At 72.2% G+C, this 21,698-nt stretch carries 19 protein-coding genes; 13 read left to right on the top strand and 6 right to left on the bottom strand.

Annotation, left to right across the window (positions count from 1 at the left end):
* Positions 1-8 precede the first annotated feature (8 nt).
* The 8 genes from OG524_RS05940 (at position 9) to OG524_RS05905 (ending at position 8,642) form a co-directional block, all read left to right on the top strand.
* Positions 9-1,118, top strand: a complete 1,110-nt coding sequence (locus tag OG524_RS05940) for a quinone-dependent dihydroorotate dehydrogenase (RefSeq protein ID WP_405391988.1) — start codon at positions 9-11, stop codon at positions 1,116-1,118.
* The gene (pyrF, locus tag OG524_RS05935) at positions 1,115-1,954 is read left to right on the top strand and encodes an orotidine-5'-phosphate decarboxylase (protein ID WP_405391989.1); all 840 of its coding nucleotides are present in this window, start codon (positions 1,115-1,117) and stop codon (positions 1,952-1,954) included. Before OG524_RS05940 ends, pyrF begins: the two co-directional genes overlap by 4 nt.
* Positions 1,955-2,198: 244 nt before the next feature.
* Positions 2,199-2,522 carry an integration host factor gene (locus OG524_RS05930; RefSeq protein WP_056787057.1) on the top strand — a complete coding sequence of 108 codons (324 nt, stop codon included), beginning with the start codon at positions 2,199-2,201 and terminating at the stop codon, positions 2,520-2,522.
* A gap of 38 nt (positions 2,523-2,560) precedes the next feature.
* Entirely contained in the window at positions 2,561-3,178 is a 618-nt protein-coding gene (gmk, locus tag OG524_RS05925) for a guanylate kinase (protein WP_405391990.1), read from the top strand.
* Between the two features lie 94 nt (positions 3,179-3,272).
* Positions 3,273-3,545, top strand: a complete 273-nt coding sequence (gene rpoZ / locus OG524_RS05920) for a DNA-directed RNA polymerase subunit omega (RefSeq protein WP_003970369.1) — start codon at positions 3,273-3,275, stop codon at positions 3,543-3,545.
* 170 nt (positions 3,546-3,715) lie between these two features.
* Entirely contained in the window at positions 3,716-4,918 is a 1,203-nt protein-coding gene (gene coaBC / locus OG524_RS05915) for a bifunctional phosphopantothenoylcysteine decarboxylase/phosphopantothenate--cysteine ligase CoaBC (protein ID WP_405809364.1), read from the top strand.
* Positions 4,919-5,159: 241 nt separating this feature from the next.
* Positions 5,160-6,368 carry a methionine adenosyltransferase gene (gene metK, locus OG524_RS05910; protein ID WP_056787082.1) on the top strand — a complete coding sequence of 403 codons (1,209 nt, stop codon included), beginning with the start codon at positions 5,160-5,162 and terminating at the stop codon, positions 6,366-6,368.
* Between the two features lie 129 nt (positions 6,369-6,497).
* Positions 6,498-8,642: a primosomal protein N' gene (locus OG524_RS05905; protein WP_405809362.1), complete on the top strand. Its 2,145-nt coding sequence runs from the start codon at positions 6,498-6,500 to the stop codon at positions 8,640-8,642.
* Between the two features lie 307 nt (positions 8,643-8,949).
* Here OG524_RS05905 and OG524_RS05900 read toward each other — a convergent pair whose 3' ends face one another.
* Complete coding sequence (locus tag OG524_RS05900) at positions 8,950-9,489, bottom strand: hypothetical protein (RefSeq protein ID WP_405391993.1); 540 nt, start codon at positions 9,487-9,489, stop codon at positions 8,950-8,952.
* Positions 9,490-9,784: 295 nt separating this feature from the next.
* On the opposite strand from OG524_RS05900, the gene fmt reads away from it, so the two are divergent.
* Both fmt and OG524_RS05890 read left to right on the top strand, forming a co-directional pair.
* Entirely contained in the window at positions 9,785-10,717 is a 933-nt protein-coding gene (gene fmt, locus OG524_RS05895; RefSeq protein ID WP_405391994.1) for a methionyl-tRNA formyltransferase, read from the top strand.
* A gap of 89 nt (positions 10,718-10,806) precedes the next feature.
* Positions 10,807-12,240 (top strand): RsmB/NOP family class I SAM-dependent RNA methyltransferase, encoded by a 1,434-nt coding sequence (locus tag OG524_RS05890; RefSeq protein ID WP_405391995.1) that lies wholly within the window; start codon positions 10,807-10,809, stop codon positions 12,238-12,240.
* 71 nt (positions 12,241-12,311) lie between these two features.
* On the opposite strand, the gene OG524_RS05885 is transcribed toward OG524_RS05890, so the two are convergent.
* The 4 genes from OG524_RS05885 to OG524_RS05870 form a co-directional block, all read right to left on the bottom strand.
* Positions 12,312-13,274, bottom strand: coding sequence for a TauD/TfdA dioxygenase family protein (locus tag OG524_RS05885; protein WP_405809359.1), 963 nt, complete (start codon positions 13,272-13,274; stop codon positions 12,312-12,314).
* Between the two features lie 67 nt (positions 13,275-13,341).
* Positions 13,342-14,187, bottom strand: coding sequence for an ABC transporter ATP-binding protein (locus OG524_RS05880; protein WP_405391997.1), 846 nt, complete (start codon positions 14,185-14,187; stop codon positions 13,342-13,344).
* Entirely contained in the window at positions 14,171-15,226 is a 1,056-nt protein-coding gene (locus OG524_RS05875; protein ID WP_405391998.1) for an ABC transporter substrate-binding protein, read from the bottom strand. Before OG524_RS05875 ends, OG524_RS05880 begins: the two co-directional genes overlap by 17 nt.
* 71 nt (positions 15,227-15,297) lie before the next feature.
* A complete protein-coding gene (locus OG524_RS05870; protein WP_405809356.1) occupies positions 15,298-16,182 on the bottom strand; it encodes an ABC transporter permease in 885 nt (294 codons plus the stop codon).
* Positions 16,183-16,846: 664 nt separating this feature from the next.
* Here OG524_RS05870 and rpe point away from each other — a divergent pair.
* Both rpe and OG524_RS05860 read left to right on the top strand, forming a co-directional pair.
* A complete protein-coding gene (rpe, locus tag OG524_RS05865; RefSeq protein ID WP_405392000.1) occupies positions 16,847-17,530 on the top strand; it encodes a ribulose-phosphate 3-epimerase in 684 nt (227 codons plus the stop codon).
* 139 nt (positions 17,531-17,669) lie between these two features.
* Complete coding sequence (locus OG524_RS05860) at positions 17,670-18,656, top strand: sugar-binding transcriptional regulator (protein ID WP_203187585.1); 987 nt, start codon at positions 17,670-17,672, stop codon at positions 18,654-18,656.
* 137 nt (positions 18,657-18,793) lie between these two features.
* On the opposite strand, the gene OG524_RS05855 is transcribed toward OG524_RS05860, so the two are convergent.
* On the bottom strand, positions 18,794-19,858 hold the full coding sequence (locus tag OG524_RS05855) for a terpene cyclase (protein WP_405392001.1): 1,065 nt from the start codon (positions 19,856-19,858) through the stop codon (positions 18,794-18,796).
* Between the two features lie 296 nt (positions 19,859-20,154).
* Between OG524_RS05855 and OG524_RS05850 the strand changes: the two genes are divergently transcribed.
* Positions 20,155-21,621: a GuaB1 family IMP dehydrogenase-related protein gene (locus OG524_RS05850; protein WP_405393309.1), complete on the top strand. Its 1,467-nt coding sequence runs from the start codon at positions 20,155-20,157 to the stop codon at positions 21,619-21,621.
* The last annotated feature ends 77 nt before the right edge of the window (positions 21,622-21,698 follow it).

Genomic DNA, 21,698 nt, shown 5'->3' with positions numbered 1-21,698 from the left:
ACAGTGTGATGTACAAACTCTTCTTCCAGCTGGTCTTCAAGCGCATGGACCCGGAGCAGGCCCACCACCTGGCCTTCCGCTGGATCCGCCTCGCGGCCCGGGTCCCCGTGCTGCGGACCTTCGTGGCCGCCGCGCTCGCCCCCCGGTACGAGGAGCTGCGCACCGAGGCTCTCGGGCTGCGCATGCACGGACCGTTCGGGCTCGCCGCCGGCTTCGACAAGAACGCGATCGCGATCGACGGCATGTCGATGCTCGGGTTCGACCACATCGAGATCGGCACGGTCACCGGCGAGCCGCAGCCCGGCAACCCCGAGCAACGGCTGTTCCGCCTCGTACCGGACCGGGCGCTGATCAACCGCATGGGCTTCAACAACGAGGGCTCCGCGGCCGTCGCCGAACGCCTGGCCGCCCGCACCCCCGTCTTCCGCACGACCGTCGGCGTCAACATCGGCAAGACCAAGGTCGTCCCCGAGGCCGAGGCCGTGGGGGACTACGTCAAGTCCACCGAGCGGCTCGCCGCGCACGCCGACTACCTCGTCGTGAACGTCTCCTCGCCCAACACCCCCGGCCTGCGCAACCTCCAGGCCACCGAGGCACTCCGCCCGCTGCTCACCGCGGTGCGCGAGGCAGCCGACCGCACCGTCACGGACCGGCGCGTCCCGCTGCTCGTCAAGATCGCCCCCGACCTCGCGGACGACGACGTGGACGCGGTCGCCGACCTCGCCGTCGAGCTCGGTCTGGACGGCATCATCGCCACCAACACCACGATCGCCCGTGACGGCCTCGGCCTGAAGTCCGCGGCCTCGCTGGTCGAGGAGACCGGCGGACTCTCCGGCGCACCCCTCAAGAAGCGCTCCCTGGAGGTCCTGAGCCGCCTGTACGCCCGTGTGGGGACCCGGATCACCCTGGTCGGCGTCGGGGGCGTCGAGAACGCCGAGGACGCCTGGCAGCGCATCCTCGCCGGTGCCACGCTCGTCCAGGGCTACAGCGCCTTCATCTACGAGGGCCCGTTCTACGCCCGCGCGATCCACAAGGGGCTGGCCGCCCGGCTGGCCGCCTCCCCGTACACCACCCTCGCCGAAGCCGTCGGCGCCGAGACCCGGAAGGTGACGCAGTGACCCCCGAACCCTTCGGCGCACGCCTGCGCCACGCCATGGACACCCGCGGGCCGCTCTGCGTGGGCATCGACCCGCACGCCTCGCTGCTCACCTCCTGGGGCCTGAACGACGACATCGCGGGCCTGGAGCGCTTCACCCGCACCGTCGTCGAGGCACTGGCCGACCGGGTCGCCGTGCTCAAGCCGCAGTCCGCGTTCTTCGAACGGTTCGGCTCGCGCGGCGTCGCCGTCCTGGAGAAGGCCGTCTCGGAGGCGCGCGCCGCAGGGGCGCTCGTCCTCATGGACGCCAAGCGCGGGGACATCGGCTCCACCATGGGGGCCTACGCCGCCACGTACCTCGACAAGGACTCGCCGCTGTTCTCCGACGCGGTCACCGTCTCGCCGTACCTCGGCTTCGGCTCGCTGCGCCCGGCGCTCGAAGCGGCCGCGGTCTCCGGCTCCGGCGTCTTCGTGCTCGCCCTCACCTCCAACCCGGAGGGCGCCGAGGTCCAGCGCGCCACCGTCGCGGACGGCCGGTCGCTGGCCCAGGTGATGCTCGACCACATGGCCGCCGAGAACGCGGAGGCCGCCCCGCTCGGCTCCGTCGGGGCGGTCGTCGGTGCCACGCTCGGGGACGCCGGCGCGAACCTGGCGATCAACGGTCCGCTGCTCGCTCCCGGGATCGGCGCGCAGGGCGCGACGCCCGCGGATCTGCCCGGTGTGTTCGGCGCCTCGGTCGGCAATGTGGTGCCCAGCGTGAGCCGGGGCGTGCTGCGCCACGGACCGGACGCTTCAGGGCTGCGCGAAGCCGCCGGACGGTTCGCGGACGAGGTCCGCGCGGCCGTCTCGGATGGCTGACCATGCCACGTAACAACGCGTTGACGTAATCCTGACCAGAAATCCGGGTTGTTATGACTGAAATGTCCTGGTCGGCTGAGGCTGACCAGGACTTTTCGTCTGTTCTCGCTGACTCAGGCGGCCTTGGCCGCTAGTCTCCGTCGAGGGCCAACGAGCACAGGTTGCTCGTTGCTCACCAGGTGTGGGGCCAACAGGTTCCGCACCGGTCCGTATCCGACAGATCGACATCCGAGGTGACGTAGGCGTGGCTCTTCCGCCCCTTACCCCTGAACAGCGCGCAGCCGCGCTCGAAAAGGCCGCCGCGGCTCGCCGGGAGCGGGCCGAGGTCAAGAATCGACTCAAGCACTCCGGCGCCTCCCTCCACGAGGTCATCAAGTCGGGCCGGGAGAACGACGTCATCGGCAAGATGAAGGTCTCCGCCCTGCTGGAGTCCCTGCCGGGCGTGGGCAAGGTCCGCGCCAAGCAGATCATGGAGCGGCTCGGCATCTCCGAGAGCCGCCGGGTCCGGGGTCTCGGCTCCAACCAGATCGCATCTTTGGAGCGTGAGTTCGGCGGCAGCGCCGCCTGACGTTCTCAGGCACTCCTGAGAAGCTGGATAATCGCTCCATGGCTGCAACATCCCGGGGGACGTCCCCCGTACCCCCGGACGTACGTCCGCGGCTGACCGTGCTCTCCGGCCCCTCAGGGGTCGGCAAGAGCACGGTCGTCGCTCATATGCGCAAGGTTCACCCCGAGGTCTGGCTCTCGGTGTCGGCGACGACCCGCAAGCCGCGCCCCGGGGAACGCAACGGAGTCCACTACTACTTCGTGGACGACGAGGAGTTCGACAAGCTGATCGCCAACGGCGAACTGCTGGAGTGGGCCGAGTTCGCCGGCAACCGCTACGGCACTCCGCGCCGGGCCGTACTGGACCGCCTGGAGGCGGGCGAGCCGGTGCTGCTGGAGATCGACCTGCAGGGCGCCCGGCTGGTCCGGCAGTCGATGCCCGAGGCGCAGCTCGTCTTCCTGGCCCCGCCGAGCTGGGACGAGCTGGTGCGCCGGCTCACCGGCCGCGGGACGGAAGCGCCCGACGTGATCGAGCGCCGGCTCACGGCCGCGAAGGTCGAACTGTCAGCCGAGGCGGAGTTCGATACGACGCTCGTCAACACCGCCGTCGAGGACGTGGCGCGTGAGCTGCTAACGTTGATGCTGCAGGCTTCCGGCCTCCGTGGCACCGACGACTGACCTCGCCGGACTCGCGCGGACGCAGAGCATCACCACTGCGGAACCAGCATGATCAAAGATCTCTTTGATCTCTATCCCCTTCGGAAGGCAGAGAGTGTCCTCTTCCATCACCACGCCCGAGGGCATCATCAACCCGCCGATTGATGAGCTCCTCGAGGCCACCGACTCGAAGTACAGCCTGGTCATCTACGCGGCCAAGCGCGCGCGTCAGATCAACGCGTACTACTCGCAGCTCGGTGAAGGCCTCCTCGAGTACGTCGGTCCGCTCGTCGACACCCACGTGCACGAGAAGCCGCTCTCGATCGCGCTCCGCGAGATCAACGCGGGCCTGCTGACCTCCGAGGCCATCGAGGGCCCCGCGCAGTAAGCAGGAATGCACCTTCACCACAGGCCCGGCGGCCAGCACCCGCCGGGCCTGTGGTGTGTCCGGGGCCGGGCCGCCGGGGACCGCCCGGCGCCGTGAGGCAGCATGGAGTGCGTACGCAAGAGGGCTGCACACCGGTGGAGTGCGCAGCGAGACGAGTGCGGGGAGACGCAGTGGACAAGCCGAAGGTCGTCCTGGGGGTCAGCGGGGGCATCGCCGCCTACAAGGCGTGCGAGCTGCTGCGCCGGCTGACGGAGTCCGGCCACGACGTACGGGTCGTCCCGACCGAGGCGTCGCTGAACTTCGTGGGGGCCGCCACCTGGTCGGCGCTCTCCGGCAACCCCGTGTCGACCGAGGTCTGGGACAGCGTGCACGAGGTGCCGCACGTCCGGATCGGCCAGGCGGCCGATCTCGTCGTGGTCGCGCCCGCCACCGCCGACATGCTCGCCAAGGCGGCCCACGGCCTCGCCGACGACCTCCTTACCAACACGCTCCTCACCGCCCGCTGTCCTGTCGTCTTCGCGCCGGCGATGCACACCGAGATGTGGGAGCACCCGGCCACCCAGGAGAACGTCGCCACCCTGCGGCGCCGCGGCGCGGTCGTCGTCGAGCCCGCCGTCGGCCGGCTCACCGGCGTCGACACGGGCAAGGGCCGGCTGCCGGATCCCGGGGAGATCTTCGAAGTCTGCCGCCGCGTCCTGGCCCGCGGCGTCGAGACCCCCGACCTCGCCGGACGCCATGTGGTCATCAGTGCGGGAGGCACCCGGGAACCGCTGGACCCGGTCCGGTACCTGGGCAACCGCTCCTCCGGCAAGCAGGGGTACGCGCTGGCGCGTACGGCCGTCGCCCGGGGTGCCCGGGTGACGCTGATCGAGGCGAACACCGGACTGCCCGACCCCGCGGGGGCCGACGTCCTGCGCGCCGGAACGGCCGTGCAGCTGCGCGAGGCCGTGCTGAAGGCGGCGGCCGACGCCGATGTGGTGGTGATGGCGGCGGCGGTCGCCGACTTCCGCCCCGCCGACTACGCCACGGGCAAGATCAAGAAGAAGGACGGCCAGGAACCGGCCCCCCTCACCCTGGTCCGTAATCCCGACATTCTCGCCGAGGTCGCCGCGGACCGGGCGCGTCCAGGACAGATCGTCGTCGGATTCGCCGCCGAGACCGACAACGTGCTGGCCAACGGCCGCGAGAAGCTCCGCCGCAAGGGCTGTGACCTCCTCGTCGTCAATGAGGTCGGAGAGCGCAAGACCTTCGGTTCGGAGGAGAACGAGGCCGTGGTGCTCGGGGCCGACGGCGGCGAGACCGTTGTGCCGTACGGGCCGAAAGAAGCACTTGCCGACACCGTCTGGGATCTGGTGGCGGCACGGTTCGGCTAGATTGCGTATGTGCCGCTCCGGCGGGAAGAAAGCGCAAGATCTTCGGTCATTTCTCGCCCCCGGAAGGAGTGATTGTCGTACCGCCGTCAACAGTGCCGCCGGTCACAGAGCTCCCAAGGGGCGAGACGCGTGGCCCATTCGCCGGAAGCGACCGATAAACTGGTCGACGGAACAAGCCGGGCGCAGCTCCCGGCGGTCCATCAATGATCAGCCAGCAGCCGCTGCAACCCCAGGGAGCGATGTGTCCCGCCGTCTCTTCACCTCGGAGTCCGTTACCGAGGGCCACCCCGACAAGATCGCTGACCAGATCAGCGACACCATTCTCGACGCGCTCCTGCGTGAGGACCCCTCCTCGCGCGTCGCCGTCGAGACCTTGATCACCACCGGTCTGGTGCATGTCGCGGGTGAGGTCACGACCAAGGCCTACGCCGACATCCCCAACCTCGTGCGCAACAAGGTGCTGGAGATCGGCTACGACTCCTCCAAGAAGGGCTTCGACGGAGCCTCCTGCGGCGTCTCGGTCTCCATCGGGTCGCAGTCCCCGGACATCGCCCAGGGTGTCGACACCGCGTACGAGCAGCGGGTCGAGGGTGACGAGGACGAGCTCGACAAGCAGGGCGCCGGCGACCAGGGCCTGATGTTCGGCTACGCCTGCGACGAGACGCCCGAGCTGATGCCGCTCCCGATCCACGTGGCGCACCGGCTCTCGCGCCGCCTGTCCGAGGTCCGCAAGAACGGGACGATCCCGTACCTGCGCCCCGACGGCAAGACCCAGGTCACCATCGAGTACGACGGCGACAAGGCCGTCCGTCTCGACACGGTCGTCGTCTCCTCGCAGCACGCGTCCGACATCGACCTGGACTCGCTGCTCGCACCCGACATCCGCGAGTTCGTCGTCGAGCACGTCCTGGGCCAGCTCATCGAGGACGGCATCAAGCTGGACACCGAGGGCTACCGCCTCCTGGTGAACCCGACCGGCCGCTTCGAGATCGGCGGCCCCATGGGTGACGCCGGTCTGACCGGCCGCAAGATCATCATCGACACGTACGGCGGCATGGCCCGTCACGGCGGCGGTGCCTTCTCCGGCAAGGACCCGTCCAAGGTCGACCGCTCGGCGGCGTACGCCATGCGCTGGGTCGCCAAGAACGTCGTCGCGGCCGGCCTCGCCGCCCGTTGCGAGGTCCAGGTCGCCTACGCGATCGGCAAGGCCGAGCCGGTGGGCCTGTTCGTCGAGACGTTCGGCACCGCCACGGTCGACACCGAGAAGATCGAGCACGCCATCGGCGAGGTCTTCGACCTCCGTCCGGCCGCGATCATCCGTGACCTCGACCTGCTCCGCCCGATCTACGCCCAGACCGCGGCGTACGGTCACTTCGGCCGGGAGCTCCCCGACTTCACCTGGGAGCGCACCGACCGCGTGGAGGCGCTGCGCAAGGCCGCGGGCCTCTAGGCACGCTGTCGTCAGCCCGTAGGCCGGGGCCCGGATGCCGTACACGGTGTCCGGGCCCCGGCTTCCGTGCTGCCGGGGCCCGGACCGGGACCACCACCGCTGTCAGTGCCGTCTGGTAGGAATTTGGCTGTGAGCAGCGACAACGAGCGGTCCGACGAGCCCGACGCCGGGGCACCGGAGCAGCTTGCGCTCATCCGGGAGACGGTGCGCCGGGCCAAGGTGCCACGGGCCAAGCCCCGGACCTGGCGGGGCGCCACGCTCGCCGGGGAGCTGCCGGTCGCCCGCGTCCTGGTCAACAAGGGGGCCCTCCACCTCGACCAGTACTTCGACTACGCCGTCCCCGAGGAGCTCGACGCCGACGCGCAGCCCGGCGTCCGGGTCCGGGTGCGGTTCGGGGCCGGGGGGAGGCAGGTCCGCGGCGGCAGGCGCGAGGGCGGCGGCCTCATCGACGGTTTCCTCATCGAGCGCCGTGCCGAATCGGACTACCAGGGTGCCCTGGCGGCCCTCGCCTATGTCGTCTCGCCCGAGCCGGTGCTCGGGCCCGAGCTGCTGGCCCTCTCCCGGGCCGTCGCCGACCGGTACGCGGGCAGCCTCGCCGATGTGCTGCAGCTCGCCGTGCCGCCCAGGAACGGCAGAGCCGAGTCCAAGCCCTCGCCCGCACCCCTGCCGCCGCCTTCCGCCCCGTCGCCCGGGACCTGGGAGCGGTACACCCAGGGGCGCGGGTTCCTGCGGGCACTGGCCGAGGGCGGTGCGCCCAGGGCCGTCTGGACCGCGCTGCCGGGGCCGCACTGGCCCGAGGAGATCGCCCGGGCCGTCGCCGCGACCCTGGCCTCGGGCCGTGGCGCGCTCGTCGTCGTACCGGACGGGCGGACCGCGGGGCGGGTGGACGCCGCGCTCACCGAGGTGATGGGCAAGGGGCATCACGCACTGCTGACGGCCGACTCAGGGCCCGAGAAGCGCTACCGGGAGTGGCTCGCCGTCCGGCGCGGATCCGTGCGCGCGGTCGTCGGGACCAGGGCCGCGATGTTCGCCCCCGTCGCCGACCTGGGGCTGGTGGCCGTCTGGGACGACGGGGACTCCAGCCACAGCGACGACAACGCCCCGTTCCCGCACGTCCGGGAGGTGCTGGAGCTACGGGCGACGCACGGCCGGTGCGCGTTCCTGCTCGGCGGGACGAACTGCACGGTGGAGGCCGCCCAGCTCGTCGAGAGCGGTTGGGCGCTGCCCCTGCGCGCGGACCGGGAGCAGCTGCGGATCGCCGCGCCCCTGGTGCGCACCGTCGGCGACGGCGAGCTGGCGCGGGACGGCGCGGCGCGCTCGGCCCGGCTGCCGAGCCTCGCCTGGCAGACCGTGCGGGACGGGCTGCGCAGCGGTCCGGTGCTCGTCCAGGTGCCGCGCCGGGGTTACGCGCCCAGGCTCGCCTGCGAGCGCTGCCGCGAGCCCGCGCGCTGCCGGCACTGCTTGGGGCCGCTCCAGGCCCCGGACCAGCAGGACCTCAACTGCACATGGTGCGGGCGCGCCGAGACGGCCTGGACCTGCACCTCCTGCGGAGGGCGGCGGCTCCGGGCGCAGATCGTCGGTGCCCGCCGGACCGCCGAGGAGCTGGGGCGGGCGTTCCCCGCCGTCCCGGTGCGCACGTCCGGGCGGGACCACATCCTGGATTCCGTGCCCGATCAGCCGGCCCTCGTCGTCAGCACCCCCGGGGCCGAGCCCGTGGCCGAGGGCGGCTACGCGGCGGCGCTGCTCCTGGACGGCTGGGCGATGGTCGGCCGGCCCGACCTGCGGGCCGGCGAGGAGGCACTGCGCCGCTGGACTGCCGCCGCCGCGCTGGTCCGGGGGCAGCCGGAGGGCGGCACGGTGGTGATCGTGGCCGAGCCGACCCTGCGCCCCGTCCAGGCCCTGGTGCGCTGGGACCCGGTCGGCCACGCCCGCCGCGAGCTCGCGGAACGGGCCGAGTTCGGTTTCCCGCCGGTCTCCCGGATGGCCTCGGTGACCGGGCCGCCGGAGGCGATCGCCGCGTATCTCGCCGCCACCGAACTGCCGCCCGAGGCGGAGGTGCTCGGCCCGGTCCCCCTGCCGGGTGCGGCCCCCGGCAGGCCCCGCAGACAGGGCGACGCCCCGTCCGGCGCGACCTGGGAACGGGCGCTGGTCAGGGTGCCGCCGGGGCGAGGGGCGGCGCTCGCCGCCGCCCTGAAGGCCGCGCAGGCGGCGCGGACGGCCCGGGGGAGCGGCGATCCGGTACGGATCAGGATCGATCCGCCGGACATCGGCTGAGACGGGGAGGGCGGGGCGGAGGCGGCTGCGCGTTCCGGCCGTGGCCGGGTGCGTCGCGGGGTCCGGCCCGGTGTCTTCGCCGTCGTCCGGGTGCGTCCGGCAGTTCCGGCGGGTACTTCGGCCGGGTGCGTCCGGGCGTGCCACGTCCTTCGGGCGCCGAGCAGGCCCGTCCGGCGCCGGCCGGCGGACCCGGACAGGATCTGCGTCTCCTTCGCCTGGCGGTGCCGACCCCGACCGGGCGGGACGCGACTCGACGCGCGCCGTACGCGCAGCACGCACCCGGCCGCCCCCGCGGCCGACCCGCGCGTCAGCCGTTGCGTGGGCCCGGGAAGGCGCCGGGGCGCAGCTCCTCGCGTGGTGAGGGACGGCCGGCCGACGGCTGGGGCGGCATGGAGCGGGCCGCGGGCACGACGGGCAGCGCGGGCGAGGAGCCGGACGGTGCGGGCAGCGGGCGGGCCACGGTCTCGGCGGCCTCGGCCGTCCCCGGCTGCGGGCTGTTGCGACGGGCGGCGCCGTAACGGCGGTGGACCGCCTGCTTGGTGACCCCGAGCGCCGAACCCACCGCGTCCCAGGAGAAGCCCAGCGAGCGGTCGAAGTCCACCGCGGCGGTGACCAGCGTCTCCACGCTGTCCCGCAGTTCCTGGGCGAGCCGGACCGTCGGGGCCGGTGCCCTGCCGTAGACGACGAAGCCCGCGGACGGGCCGGAGCGGCGCGGACGGTAGACATTGCCCAGCTGCGCAGTGAGGGTGCGCAGCGCGTCCACCTGCCGCCGGACCCGCTCGATGTCCCGCACCAACAGGTGCAGACTGGCACGCGCTTGGGCGTCGTGGGTTGCGTGGTCGGCCATGAACAAGCCTCTCGAACCGGCGTTGAAGTTGAAAGGGATCGGACCGCGCTGGGGCGGCCCACTTCGGTCAATCTCACTTGACCAACGCCTCACCCGTCGATGTGGTCACGCTGTAGGGGCGTATGTGCATATGCGCAGGGCGCACAGACATGCGTACGCCCCCGCCGGCCGGGCCCACGGGCCGGGCCGGCGGACCGCCGCAGTGCGGCAGGCGGTGGTCCCGTGGCACCGCCTAGACTGGTGTGCTGCTCGCCACGCCACCGTACGTTCCGGCCCGAGAGGCAGTCCGCCACCCATGAAGCTCGTCTTCGCAGGCACCCCCGAGGTCGCCGTTCCCGCCCTGGACGCCCTGATCGCCTCCGGCCGCCACGAGGTGGCCGCCGTCGTCACCCGTCCCGACGCACCCGCGGGGCGAGGCCGTCGGCTCGTCGCCAGCCCGGTGGCCGACCGCGCCGAGGAGGCCGGCATCGAGGTCCTCAAGCCGGTCAAGCCCCGGGACGAGGACTTCCTGGCCCGGCTGCGCGAGATCGCGCCGGACTGCTGCCCCGTCGTCGCGTACGGCGCGCTGCTGCCCAAGGCCGCGCTCGCCGTCCCCGCACGCGGCTGGGTCAACCTGCACTTCTCGCTGCTCCCCGCCTGGCGCGGCGCCGCACCCGTGCAGCACGCGGTGATGGCCGGGGACGAGGTCACCGGCGCGTCGACCTTCCTGATCGAGGAGGGGCTCGACTCCGGACCGGTCTACGGCGTCCTGACCGAGGAGGTGCGGCCCACCGACACGAGCGGAGACCTGCTCACCCGGCTGGCCTTCGCCGGCGCCGGGCTGCTCTCCGCGACCATGGACGGCATCGAGGACGGCACCCTGCACGCCGTCCCGCAGCCCGCCGAGGGCATCACCCCGGCACCCAAGATCACCGTCGAGGACGCGCAGGTGCGGTGGTCCGAGCCCGCGCTGCGGGTCGACCGCGTGGTGCGCGGCTGCACCCCCGCCCCCGGGGCCTGGACCCTCTTCCGCGGGGAACGCCTCAAGCTGGTCCAGGCCGTACCCGTCCTGGACCGCACCGACCTGGCCCCCGGCGAGCTGTCGGCGGGCAAGAACAGCGTCCACGTGGGCACGGGCTCGCACGCCGTGGAGCTCCTCTGGGTCCAGCCGCAGGGCAAGAAGCCGATGAAGGCCGCCGACTGGGCCCGCGGCGTCCGCATCGTCCACGGCGAGCTGCTGGGCCTCTGAGCCGCCCCGGGCGGTCCGGAGCCGGAGCGGGGGCGGGCGACGTAGGCTGGGTGGGTTCGCCCCCTCACCATCAGCGGAGCACCTTTCACGTGAACGACCAGCAGCGTCGCCGTCCCGCCAAGCCGCACCGCCGCCCCCGGAAGGACCCCGTGCGGTTCCTCGCCTTCGAGGCGCTCAGGGCCGTCGACGAACGCGACGCGTACGCCAACCTCGTCCTGCCCCCGCTCCTGAAGAAGGCCCGTGCCAAGGGCGACTTCGACAGCAGGGACGCGGCGCTGGCGACCGAGCTGGTCTACGGGACGCTGCGCCGCCAGGGCACGTACGACGCGATCGTCGCCGCCTGCATCGACCGGCCGCTGCGCGAGGTCGACCCGCCGGTGCTCGACGTGCTCAACATGGGCGTCCACCAGCTGCTCGGCACCCGCATCCCGACCCACGCGGCTGTCTCGGCCAGCGTGGAGCTGGCCCGGGTGGTGCTGGGTGAGGGGCGCGCCAAGTTCGTCAACGCGGTGCTGCGCAAGGTGACCGCGCACGACCTCGACGGCTGGCTGGAGCGGGTCGCCCCGTCGTACGACGAGGACGCCGAGGCCAACCTCTCCATCGTCCACTCGCACCCCCGGTGGATCGTCTCCGCCCTCTGGGACGCGCTGGGCGGCGGCCGTGCCGGGATCGAGGACCTGCTGGAGGCCGACAACGAACGGCCCGAGGTGACGCTGGTCGCCCGCCCCGGCCGCTCCACCACCGACGAACTGCTGGACGCACTGGGGGAGGAGAGCGGCCTTCCCGGCCGCTGGTCCCCCTATGCCGTACGGATGGCGGAGGGCGGCGAGCCCGGCGCCCTGGCCGCCGTACGGGACGGCAGCGCCGGTGTGCAGGACGAGGGCAGCCAGCTCGTCGCCGCCGCCCTGGCCCTCGCCCCCGTCGAGGGCAGGGACAGCAGGTGGCTGGACGGCTGCGCGGGCCCGGGAGGCAAGGCCGCGTTGCTGGCCGCGCTCGCCGCCGGACGCGGCGCGACCCTGCTCGCCGCCGAGAAGCAGCCGCACCGCGCCCGGCTCGTCGAGCGCGCGCTGGCCGGGAACCCCGGCCCGTACCAGGTGATCACCGCCGACGGCACCCGGCCGCCCTGGCAGCCCGGCTCCTTCGACCGGGTTCTGATGGACGTCCCGTGCTCGGGCCTCGGCGCGCTCCGCCGGCGCCCGGAATCCCGCTGGCGGCGCCGCGCGGAGGATCTGGAGAGCTTCGCCCCCCTGCAACGCGGCCTGCTGCGCGAGGCGTTGAAGGCCGTACGGATCGGCGGGGTGGTCGGCTACGCGACCTGCTCGCCGCATCTCGCGGAGACCCGCGTCGTCGTCGAGGACGTGCTCAAGGGGCGCGGCGGGGCACCGTTCGAGGCCGAGTGGGTCGACGCCCGCCCGCTGCTGCCCGGAGTTCCCGCGCTGGGCGACGGGCCGGACATCCAGCTGTGGCCCCACCTGCACGGCACGGACGCGATGTACCTCGCCCTGCTGCGCCGCACGGGCTGACCCTGCCGCCACGGGCTCGCGGGGCGCTTTCGGGGCCGACCCCGCGGAGCGCCCGCCCGCCCGGCCGTCCGTCAGTGTGGACGGTCGCCCGCGATCGCGACCCGCTCGGCCACCCTGCGGTGCGGGGTGTAGTCGTTCACCGCGTAGTGCTGCGTCGCCCGGTTGTCCCAGAACGCGACGTCACCCGCGCGCCAGTGGAAACGCACCTGGTACTCGGGTACGTGCGCCTGCTGGAACAGCAGGCGCAGCATCCGGTCGCTCTCCTCCCCGGCCCAGCCCACGATCCGGGTGGTGAACGAGGTGTTGACGAACAGCATGCGGCGCCCGGTGACGGGATGCGTCCGCACCACCGGGTGTTCGACCGGAGGGAAGCGGTCCTGGAAGGCGACCAGTCGCTCCCCGGGGGTGAAACGAGCGAAACCCGGTACGAAGTCGTGCACCGCGCGGGCCCCCTCCAGACGCGCCTTCACCTCCGTCGGAAGGTTGTCGTACGCGGCGGCCATGTCGGCCCACATCGTGTCGCCGCCGTACGGGGGCACCTCGCGCAGGTGGAGGACCGCACCCAGTGCGGGCCGCTCGCGGAACGTCACATCGGTGTGCCAGACGTTCTCGAAGCCCGGCGTGGAGGAGCGGTCGAAACGCGCCACCTCCGGATCGTCCCCGGCGGCGAGCAGGGGATTGGTCTCCAGCTCGCCCCAGTTACGGGCGAAGGCCCGCAGCTCGGCCGAGCTGGGGTGCTGCCCGCGAAAGAAGAGCACCTTCCATTCCAGCAGTGCCCGGTCGAGCTCCTCGCGCACGCCGGGCCCGAGCGGACGGGTCAGGTCGACACCGCCGATCTCGGCCCCGATGACCGGGCCGAGCGGAACGACGTCGAACAGCGAGTAGGGCAGGTCGGGCTGTCCCGGCGCCCGTCTGCGCAGCTCGCGAGGGCCTTCGTACAGCCCGTCCGGAGGCAGCCGGAAGGCGCGCAGCGCGGGCACGGAACCGGTGGGCGCGGTGGATCGGGCGGACCCGGTGGACGCGGTGAGGGACATGGGGGCTCCTGTCTGCGTGGGGGTGTGCGCGGGGCCGTCCGTCCCGGCGACGGGCGGCCCCGCCGGCTCAGCGGGCCGCGTCGCGTACCGCCGCTCCGATCTCGGCGCGCAGCGCGGCGTACTCGGGCAGCCCTCGCAGTCCGTCCGGGTCCTCCTTTCCGGTACGGGGCAGGGGGATGGGGACGTCCAGTGCGACGGTGCCCGGACCGGCGCTCAGGACGACCGCGCGGGTACCGAGGAAGACGGCCTCGTCCACACTGTGCGTGACGAAGACCGAGGTGATTCCCGTCCGGGAGCTCACCGTGCGCAGATCCTCCTGGAGCCGCTCCCGGGTGAGCGCGTCGAGGGCGGCGAACGGCTCGTCCAGCAGCAGCAGATCCTTGCCGCCGGCCAGGGCCCGGGCGATGGCCACCCGCTGCTGCTGGCCCCCCGAGATCTGCCAGGTCCTGCGTCGCGCTGTCCCGGCCAGCCCGACCCGCTCCAGCAACTCCTCCACGCGCGCGGGGCGTTCGGCCCTGGGGACTCCGGCGTAGCGCAGCGCCAGGGCGATGTTTTCCCCGACTGTGCGCCAGGGGAACAGCCGGGGCTGCTGGAAGACGACCCCGGCCTGACGTCCCGGCTCCGGCGTCCGGCCGTGCACGGTGACGTCGCCCGAGGAGGCGTGCTCGAAACCGGCGATCAGCCGCAGCAGCGTGCTCTTCCCGCTCCCGGACGGACCGACGAGCACCAGGAACTCACCTGCCGGGATGTCGAGCGACAGCGGGCCGAGGGCCGTCACGGAGTCTTCCCCGCGACCGTAGCGATGGGTCACGCCACGCACGGACACGGCGGCCGCGACGGTTGACGTACCGGTGCCGGTCCCGTCCGGAGCGGCTTCCCGGGCACCTGCCCGGCGGTCATCCGGAGACGGCATCGCTCAGCCCTTCCACGTACACGGCCTTCTCCAGCTCCGAAAGTTCCGGAGCGGCCGGGATCTGCTTCTGGCCGGCCAGGAACTCCGCCGCGCTCCGCAGGTTCTGTGCCAGGCCGCCGACCTGGCCTGGACGGCCCAGCCACTTGGCGTCCGCCTGTTCGGCCGGCTTGAGGAAGATGCCCTGCTTCAGCTGGGCGGCGGCGTCCTGGGGGTTGATCCCGAGCTGCTTGCCGACGGCCTCGGCAGCTGCCGACGGGTCGTCATGGATCAGGTCCAGGGCCTGTGCCTGGGCCTTGCGCCAGGCGGTGATCACCTCGGGCTGCTTCTCGATGAAGGCGGTGGACGCCACCCCCAGGTCGAGTGTGGGCCTGCCGGACGCGGCCAGTTCGCGGCTGGAGAGCAGGGTCGTGCCGGTCTTCCCGAGCTCGTCGAGCGTGGGCAGCCAGACATAGGCCGCGTCGATGTCCCCGCGCGACCACGCCGCGACGATGTCCTGCGGTTCGAGGTCGAGCAGCTTCACCTCGGAGGCGTCCACCCCCGACTTGTCGAGCGCGGCGAGCAGGCTGTAGTGCGAGGTGGAGCTGAAGGGGGTGGCGACCTTGCGGCCCGCCAGATCCTTGACGTCCTTGACGCCGGAGCCGTCCCGGGCCACCAGCGCCTCGTTGTCACCGGCGACATCCAGCACCCAGGTGACCTGGTACGGGATGTTCAGCGGCTCGGACAGACCGCGTGCCACCGGGCTGGAGCCGATCGCGGCCAGATCGACCGAGCCCGCGACGAAGGCGGTGTTGATGGTCGCACCGGAGTCGAATCTGATCCACTTGATCGTGTGGTCCGGCAGGGCCTTCTCCAGCCAGCCCTTCTCCTTCACGATCAAGTCGCCGCTGGGGAAGGCCTGGTAGGCGATCCGGATCGTCCTGCCGCCTCCCGCGTCGGCACCGCCGCCGCCACTTCCCGTACCGCAGGCGGTGACGACGACCAGCGCTCCCAGAGCCGCGACGAGCATGGAGGTGCGGCGCAGACCGCGTGTTCCGGACATGGCGTAGTCCTTCGTTCGTTGGTCGGAGGGCAGAGCGGCACAGGGTGGGGCGGGTGCAGGGGGCGGGAGGGTCACGACAGCCGGCGCCAGGGCGCGAGCCGGTTCTCGGCCCCCCGCAGCAGGGCGTCGATCAGCAGGCCGGAGATCCCGATCGCGAAGAGGCCGAGGACGACCACGTCGGACTGGTTGTAGCGCTGGGCGTCGCGGATCATCCCGCCGATGCCGGGCAGCCCGTTGACGGTTTCGGCGGCCACCACCGACGAGTAGGCGATCCCGAACGCCAGTCGCACGCCGACCAGGATCTCCGGCAGCGCGGACGGCAGGACCACGGAGGCCACCACCTGCGTGCGGCGTGCCCCGACGGCCCGTGCGGCCTCCACCAGCGAGGCGGGCGCGGAGGCGACGGCGGACGCGGTGGCCACGGCCACGGGCGGCATGGCGGCGATCGCCAGCAGCCACAGCTTGGGTGCCTCGTCGATGCCGAACCAGATGATCAGCAGGCTGAAGTAGGCGAGCGGCGGCAGGGTCCGGAGGAAGGCCACCGCAGGTTCGAACACGACCCGCACCCACGGCAGCGTGCCCATCAGCACCCCGCCCACCAGCCCGGCCAGGACACCGGCGCCCGCACCGATCGCGATCCGGCGCAGGCTGATGCCCAGGTGTTCGACCAGGGTGTGACCCTGGTAGCCGCGCACCCCGTCGTGGGTGCCTGACGTCGTGACGAGCGCGTCCCAGACGGCCGACGGCGGCGGCACCAGCAACGGTGACCACAGCCGCAGGGCGGTGAGGAGCTGCCAGAGGGCGAGCAGCACGACCAGCGCGAGCAGCCGCAGCCCCACCCTGCGCAGCCGTGCGTCCCACTCCGGCGAGCGGCGGCGCGGAAGGGCTGCGGGAGCGGGGTCACCGGCGAGCGCCGGGCCGGACGGCTGTTTCTCCGTGGTGGTGGGTGTGGTCATGGCGGACTCCGTCGGGAGATGCCCACGGACGCAGGGCCGCGAATGCGGCCAGGACCGGGCGGGGACGGGCAGGGGGACGCGGGGCGCGCACGACGGCGCCCGCGGACAAAGGGGGAAGGAACCCCACGGAACATGAGAAGCCGGTGCTCCGTACGCGGACGGGAACCGTCCGGTCCGGTTCGCGGACAGGGTTCCGGGGGAGGAGCGTCGGCTCACCCGAATCGTGGGCTCACGCGGGGGGTGACCGCCGGTTCACCCGAGGGGGCGGCCGGAAGGCGGGCGGACGATGCCGCGCCGTTCGGGAAGCGCTCGGCGCTACCGGTCCAGGCTCAACAGGAGCAGCTGGTCACACGGCAGAGATCGATGCTGAGGCGCGCCGTCAGGAACTGGTCGCTGATCACGGGGAGTTTTCTAACACAGCCTCAGCGCGGGCACCAGGGGCAGTCCGCGCCCTGGGCCGGGCACGACCGGCAGCCGAGACGGAATACGGGCGGCAGTCCCGGCGAACGGGACACCCCGGCCGCCGGAACCCGCCTGCCGGCCGGGACCGCGCGACGGATTCATGGGGTGAAATGGTCGGGATTGTGCGAACCGTAATGATCCCGTGAGGCTTTGGGGCGCACCGGGGCAGGGAAGTTGCGCCGAGCATGGCAGGCTTGGGTGCATGGCCCAGATCAACCCCAGCATTCTGTCCGCCGACTTCGCGCGTCTCGCCGAGGAGGCCAAGGCCGTCGAAGGCGCGGACTGGCTCCATGTCGATGTCATGGACAACCACTTCGTCCCGAACCTGACGCTCGGTGTGCCCATCGTGGAGGCGCTGAGCAAGGCCACGGACACCCCGCTGGACTGCCACCTGATGATCGAGGACGCGGACCGCTGGGCGCCGCAGTACGTCGAGGCCGGTGCCGGCTCCGTCACCTTCCACGCGGAGGCCGCGGCAGCGCCCGTACGGCTTGCGCGGGAGATCAGGGCGAAGGGCGCGCGCGCCTCGATGGCGCTCAAGCCCGCGACGCCCATCGAGCCGTACGAGGATCTGCTCCCCGAGCTCGACATGCTGCTGATCATGACGGTGGAGCCGGGCTTCGGCGGCCAGGCGTTCCTCGACATCATGCTGCCCAAGATCCGCCGTACCCGTGAGCTGATCTCCAAGCACGGCCTGGAGCTCTGGCTCCAGGTCGACGGCGGGGTCTCCGCCTCCACCATCGAGCGGTGCGCCGAGGCCGGCGCGGACGTCTTCGTCGCCGGATCGGCGGTCTACGGGGCCGCGGACCCCGCCGAAGCGGTGCGGGCACTGCGCGCGCAGGCGGACGCGGTCACCGCCGCGGCCCCCTGGGCATGCGGCCACTGAACAAAGGTCGGATGAACGCGGCCCGACGGGCCGGATCAAGGATCGCCGGATCTGACAGGATGGTCGGCGTACGGAGCGCGTGAACAGCAGTGAGGAGATCGCGGTGTCTGGCATCTCGGCGGGTCGGTCAGCCATGCGGATGGGACCCGCGGAGCTGGTGCAGGCGGCGGCCATGGCCCGCCGGTTCTACCTCGAGGGAAAGTCGAAGATCCAGATCGCCGAGGAGTTCGGCGTGAGCCGCTTCAAGGTGGCCCGGGTTCTGGAGACGGCCCTCGAACGTGATCTCGTACGGATCGAGATCCGGGTTCCGGCGGAACTGGACGCGGAGCGCTCGGACGCGCTCCGGGCCCGCTACGGCCTGCGGCACGCGGTCGTGGTCGAATCACCGGCGGAGGAGCAGGACGACGCCGCCGATCCGGAGAATCTCGGCGAGGTGGCGGCCGATCTGCTCGGCGAGCTGGTCAACGAGGGCGATGTGCTGGGCCTGGCCTGGGGCCGGTCCACCATCCACATGGCGGCGGCGCTCGACCGGCTGCCGCCCTGTACTGTCGTGCAGCTGACCGGGGTCTACGACGCGGGGACGGCCGAGCGCGGCTCCGTCGAGGCGGTCCGCCGCGCGGCCCAGGTGTCGGGCGGCGAGGCGCACCCCATCTACGCCCCGATGCTGCTGCCCGATCCGGCGACCGCGGCGGCGCTGCGGCACCAGACGGGTATCGCCCGCGCCTTCGAGTACTTCGACAAGGTGACGGTCGCCGCGGTCTCCATCGGCTCCTGGGAGCCGGGCATCTCCACCGTCCACGACATGCTGTCGGACGAGGAGCGGGGGCACTACGCCTCGCTCGGTGTGGCGGCGGAGATGTCCGCGCACCTTTTCGACTCCGACGGCCGCCGGGTCGGCCGGGACCTGGGCGAGCGGTGCATCACCGTGGAGGCGGACCGGCTGCGCCGGATCCCCGAGGTGGTGGCCATCGCGGGCGGACAGCGCAAGGCGGCGGCGATCGGTGCCGTGCTGCGCTCCGGTCTCGTCACCAGCCTCGTCACGGACACGGCGGCGGCCGACTACCTGCTGACGGAGTCCGCCGCGGGACAGCGCCCGGCGCTGGAGCGGGCCGACCCCGACGACTGACCGGGCCGCGCACGACGGAGGCCGGGCACGGCGGGGAACGCCCACGCCGGAGGCCGTACATGGCAGGGACGGCACACGGCAGAGGCCGCACACGACGGAGGCCGGGCACCCGCACAGGTGCCCGGCCTCCGTCGTGTTCAGCTCCGGTGCGCCTGGGCCGGTCCCTTTCCCAGGCCCGCGTGGCCGGCGGCCACGCCGAGGACCGTCTCCTCCAGGTACTCCCCGGGCTGGGTGTACTGGCTGACGTCCGCCGGGTTGTAGCGGGGCGTCTGCCGCGACCAGTCCAGATTGCCGCGCATCCAGCTCCCCATCCCGTCGAGATAGGGCGTGAGCATGCCGGCAAGCTGCGGGTACATGCCGAGCAGCTCCTCCTCGGCCCTGAGGAACCGCTCGGTCTCGGCGGCGATCTCGGCGCAGACGTGATCGAGTGCCTGCTGCTCCCCGTAGCCCCGGTGGTGGCGGACCAGGTGCACGAGGTTGTGGATCTCGCCGAGCACCTGCTCCTTCTCGAAGGAGTAGACGTCGTTGGCCCAGCACACGACGTTGCAGGAGGTCTCCAGCGCCGTGATGAACCGCGGGTCGTTGTGGATCGACTCGGGTGCCTCGATGCCCGCCACGATCTCGATCAGGTCCATGCACACATGGATCGCCCCGGTGTGCCGGCGTTTGGCGATGTACGTCGCCTCGGAGGGCACCGCTCCGTCGGCCCGGTTCCCCGCCTCCCAGGTGGTGGCGGTCGTCAGATACGTCGTGAGGTGCCACGCGAAACGTGTGCGCCAGTGCGGGGCGGCCCGGGGGACCGTACGTTCCCACAGATCGGCCAGGGCGACGACGGCGGTGGGGAGCTTCTCGCCCGGCAGCGGGCCGGTGTCCTCACCCTCCACGACGGATCGCATTCTGGCCACGACACTCTGTATTCGTTCCGGGCTGCGGCCCAGGTGCCCGTCGTCCAGCTGGTCGTCGACGAGGAAGAGCCAGACGAACCAGTCGGCGACCAGGTCCAGGTGCTCGGCGTTCGCCGTCGGATAGACCATGCCGACGAACGCGCCGAAGTCGGCCTGCTCGAAACGGCGCCTGGCGGACTCGCGGTGAACCAGTCCGGTCTGACGCGTCCAGGTGGCGAGGTGCTCGCGGGTGTGCCCTACATGCGGATTGCTCCGCTGCGGGAACGGGCAGTAGATGTCCGGCAGTTCGCTCTCCACAGGCGGATCTGGATCCTCTCCGGTCAAACGTGTGACGGCTGTTCCTGGCGCTCGTGGGCAGCGCGGCGGCCACCATGGCGACCTGCGAATTTTCAAGCTACCTGACCCTTCGTCACCCGGTCCAGGGATAGTGATCACTGATGGTTGAATCCTGTTCGGGTAGGGTCCCTGGGTAAGGCAGGTTCCACTTGCCCGGGCCCCGAGCACCTCCTTCGGAGGAACGAACGAACGTCGGGGTCCATTGCTGTGTCTTCGTGGAAACGACCTGCACCGTTTCGTATGAAAACATGAGTGATATGCGTTTTCTTGAGCCCGGCACGGGTCGTCACACGGCCTCCCCCTCGGTCCCCTACGACCTCACGTACGACGACGTCTTCATGGTCCCCGGCCGCTCCGCGGTCGGCTCCCGGCAGGCGGTGGACCTGTCCTCGCCCGACGGCACCGGCACCACCATCCCGCTCGTCGTCGCGAACATGACCGCGATCGCGGGCCGCCGGATGGCTGAAACCGTCGCCCGGCGCGGCGGCCTGGTCGTCATCCCGCAGGACATCCCGATCGAGGTCGTCACCGAGGTCATCGGCTGGGTCAAGACACGCCACCTCGTGCTCGACACGCCGATCGTGCTCGCCCCGGGCCAGACCGTCGCGGACGCCCTGTCCCTGCTGCACAAGCGGGCCCACGGGGCGGGCGTCGTCGTCGACGAGGACCACCGGCCCGTCGGCGTCGTCACCGACCACGACCTGACCGGGGTGGACCGCTTCACCCAGCTGTCCGAGGTCATGTCCAAGGACCTGGTGGTGCTCGACGCGGACATCGACCCGCGCGACGCGTTCAACAAGCTCGACGGCGCCAACCGCAAGCTCGCCCCCGCGGTCGACGCGGACGGCCGGCTCGTCGGCATCCTCACCCGGAAGGCCGCGCTGCGCGCCACGCTCTACACGCCTGCGACGGACGCCGCCGGCAAGCTGCGTATCGCCGCGGCCGTCGGCATCAACGGCGACGTCGCCGGCAAGGCCGCGCAGCTCATCGCGGCCGGTGCCGACACCCTCGTCGTGGACACCGCGCACGGTCACCAGGAATCCATGCTCAGCGCGGTCGCGGCCGTCCGGGCGCTCGACCCCGGCGTGCCGATCGTCGCGGGCAACGTCGTGGCCGCCGAGGGCGTGCGTGACCTGATCGAGGCGGGCGCCGACATCGTCAAGGTCGGCGTCGGCCCCGGCGCGATGTGCACCACCCGGATGATGACCGGGGTCGGCAGGCCGCAGTTCTCCGCCGTACTGGAGTGCGCCGCAGAGGCGAGGAAGCACGGCAAGCACGTCTGGGCCGACGGTGGCGTCCGGCACCCGCGCGACGTCGCCATGGCGCTCGCCGCCGGTGCGTCGAACGTGATGATCGGATCCTGGTTCGCCGGTACGTACGAGTCGCCCGGCGACCTCCAGCAGTCCGCCGACGGCCGCTGGTACAAGGAGTCCTTCGGGATGGCCTCGGCGCGCGCGGTGAAGAACCGCACCTCGGAGGAGTCCGCCTACGACCGGGCCCGCAAGGGCCTCTTCGAGGAGGGCATCTCCACGTCGCGGATGTTCCTGGACCCGGCCCGTCCCGGGGTCGAGGACCTGGTCGACTCGATCATCGCCGGTGTCCGTTCCTCCTGCACGTACGCGGGCGCGGCCTCGCTCGAGGAGTTCGCCGAGAAGGCGATCGTGGGTGTGCAGAGCGCCGCCGGTTACGCGGAGGGCAAGCCCCTGCACGCCAGCTGGAACTGACCTCGCGGTCCTCGCGTCACAGGTGCCCCTCCCGGGTGTTCGTTCCGGGAGGGGCACCTGTGTGTGCCGGTACGACA

It is taken from the genome of Streptomyces sp. NBC_01520, from assembly GCF_045040375.1.
GTDB lineage: Bacteria > Actinomycetota > Actinomycetes > Streptomycetales > Streptomycetaceae > Streptomyces.
This window is presented reverse-complemented; position numbering and strand designations above follow the sequence as displayed.

Excerpts from the sequence above, each read along its gene's own strand:
- OG524_RS05850 (WP_405393309.1), top strand. The coding sequence starts at position 20,155 with ATGCGTTTTCTTGAGCCCGGCACGGGTCGTCACACGGCCTCCCCCTCG.
- OG524_RS05885 (WP_405809359.1), bottom strand. The coding sequence starts at position 13,274 with ATGTCCCTCACCGCGTCCACCGGGTCCGCCCGATCCACCGCGCCCACC.
- OG524_RS05880 (WP_405391997.1), bottom strand. The coding sequence starts at position 14,187 with ATGCCGTCTCCGGATGACCGCCGGGCAGGTGCCCGGGAAGCCGCTCCG.
- OG524_RS05870 (WP_405809356.1), bottom strand. The coding sequence starts at position 16,182 with ATGACCACACCCACCACCACGGAGAAACAGCCGTCCGGCCCGGCGCTC.
- OG524_RS05860 (WP_203187585.1), top strand. The coding sequence starts at position 17,670 with ATGGGACCCGCGGAGCTGGTGCAGGCGGCGGCCATGGCCCGCCGGTTC.
- rpe (WP_405392000.1), top strand. The coding sequence starts at position 16,847 with ATGGCCCAGATCAACCCCAGCATTCTGTCCGCCGACTTCGCGCGTCTC.
- OG524_RS05875 (WP_405391998.1), bottom strand. The coding sequence starts at position 15,226 with ATGTCCGGAACACGCGGTCTGCGCCGCACCTCCATGCTCGTCGCGGCT.
- gmk (WP_405391990.1), top strand. The coding sequence starts at position 2,561 with ATGGCTGCAACATCCCGGGGGACGTCCCCCGTACCCCCGGACGTACGT.
- fmt (WP_405391994.1), top strand. The coding sequence starts at position 9,785 with ATGAAGCTCGTCTTCGCAGGCACCCCCGAGGTCGCCGTTCCCGCCCTG.
- OG524_RS05940 (WP_405391988.1), top strand. The coding sequence starts at position 9 with ATGTACAAACTCTTCTTCCAGCTGGTCTTCAAGCGCATGGACCCGGAG.
- OG524_RS05900 (WP_405391993.1), bottom strand. The coding sequence starts at position 9,489 with ATGGCCGACCACGCAACCCACGACGCCCAAGCGCGTGCCAGTCTGCAC.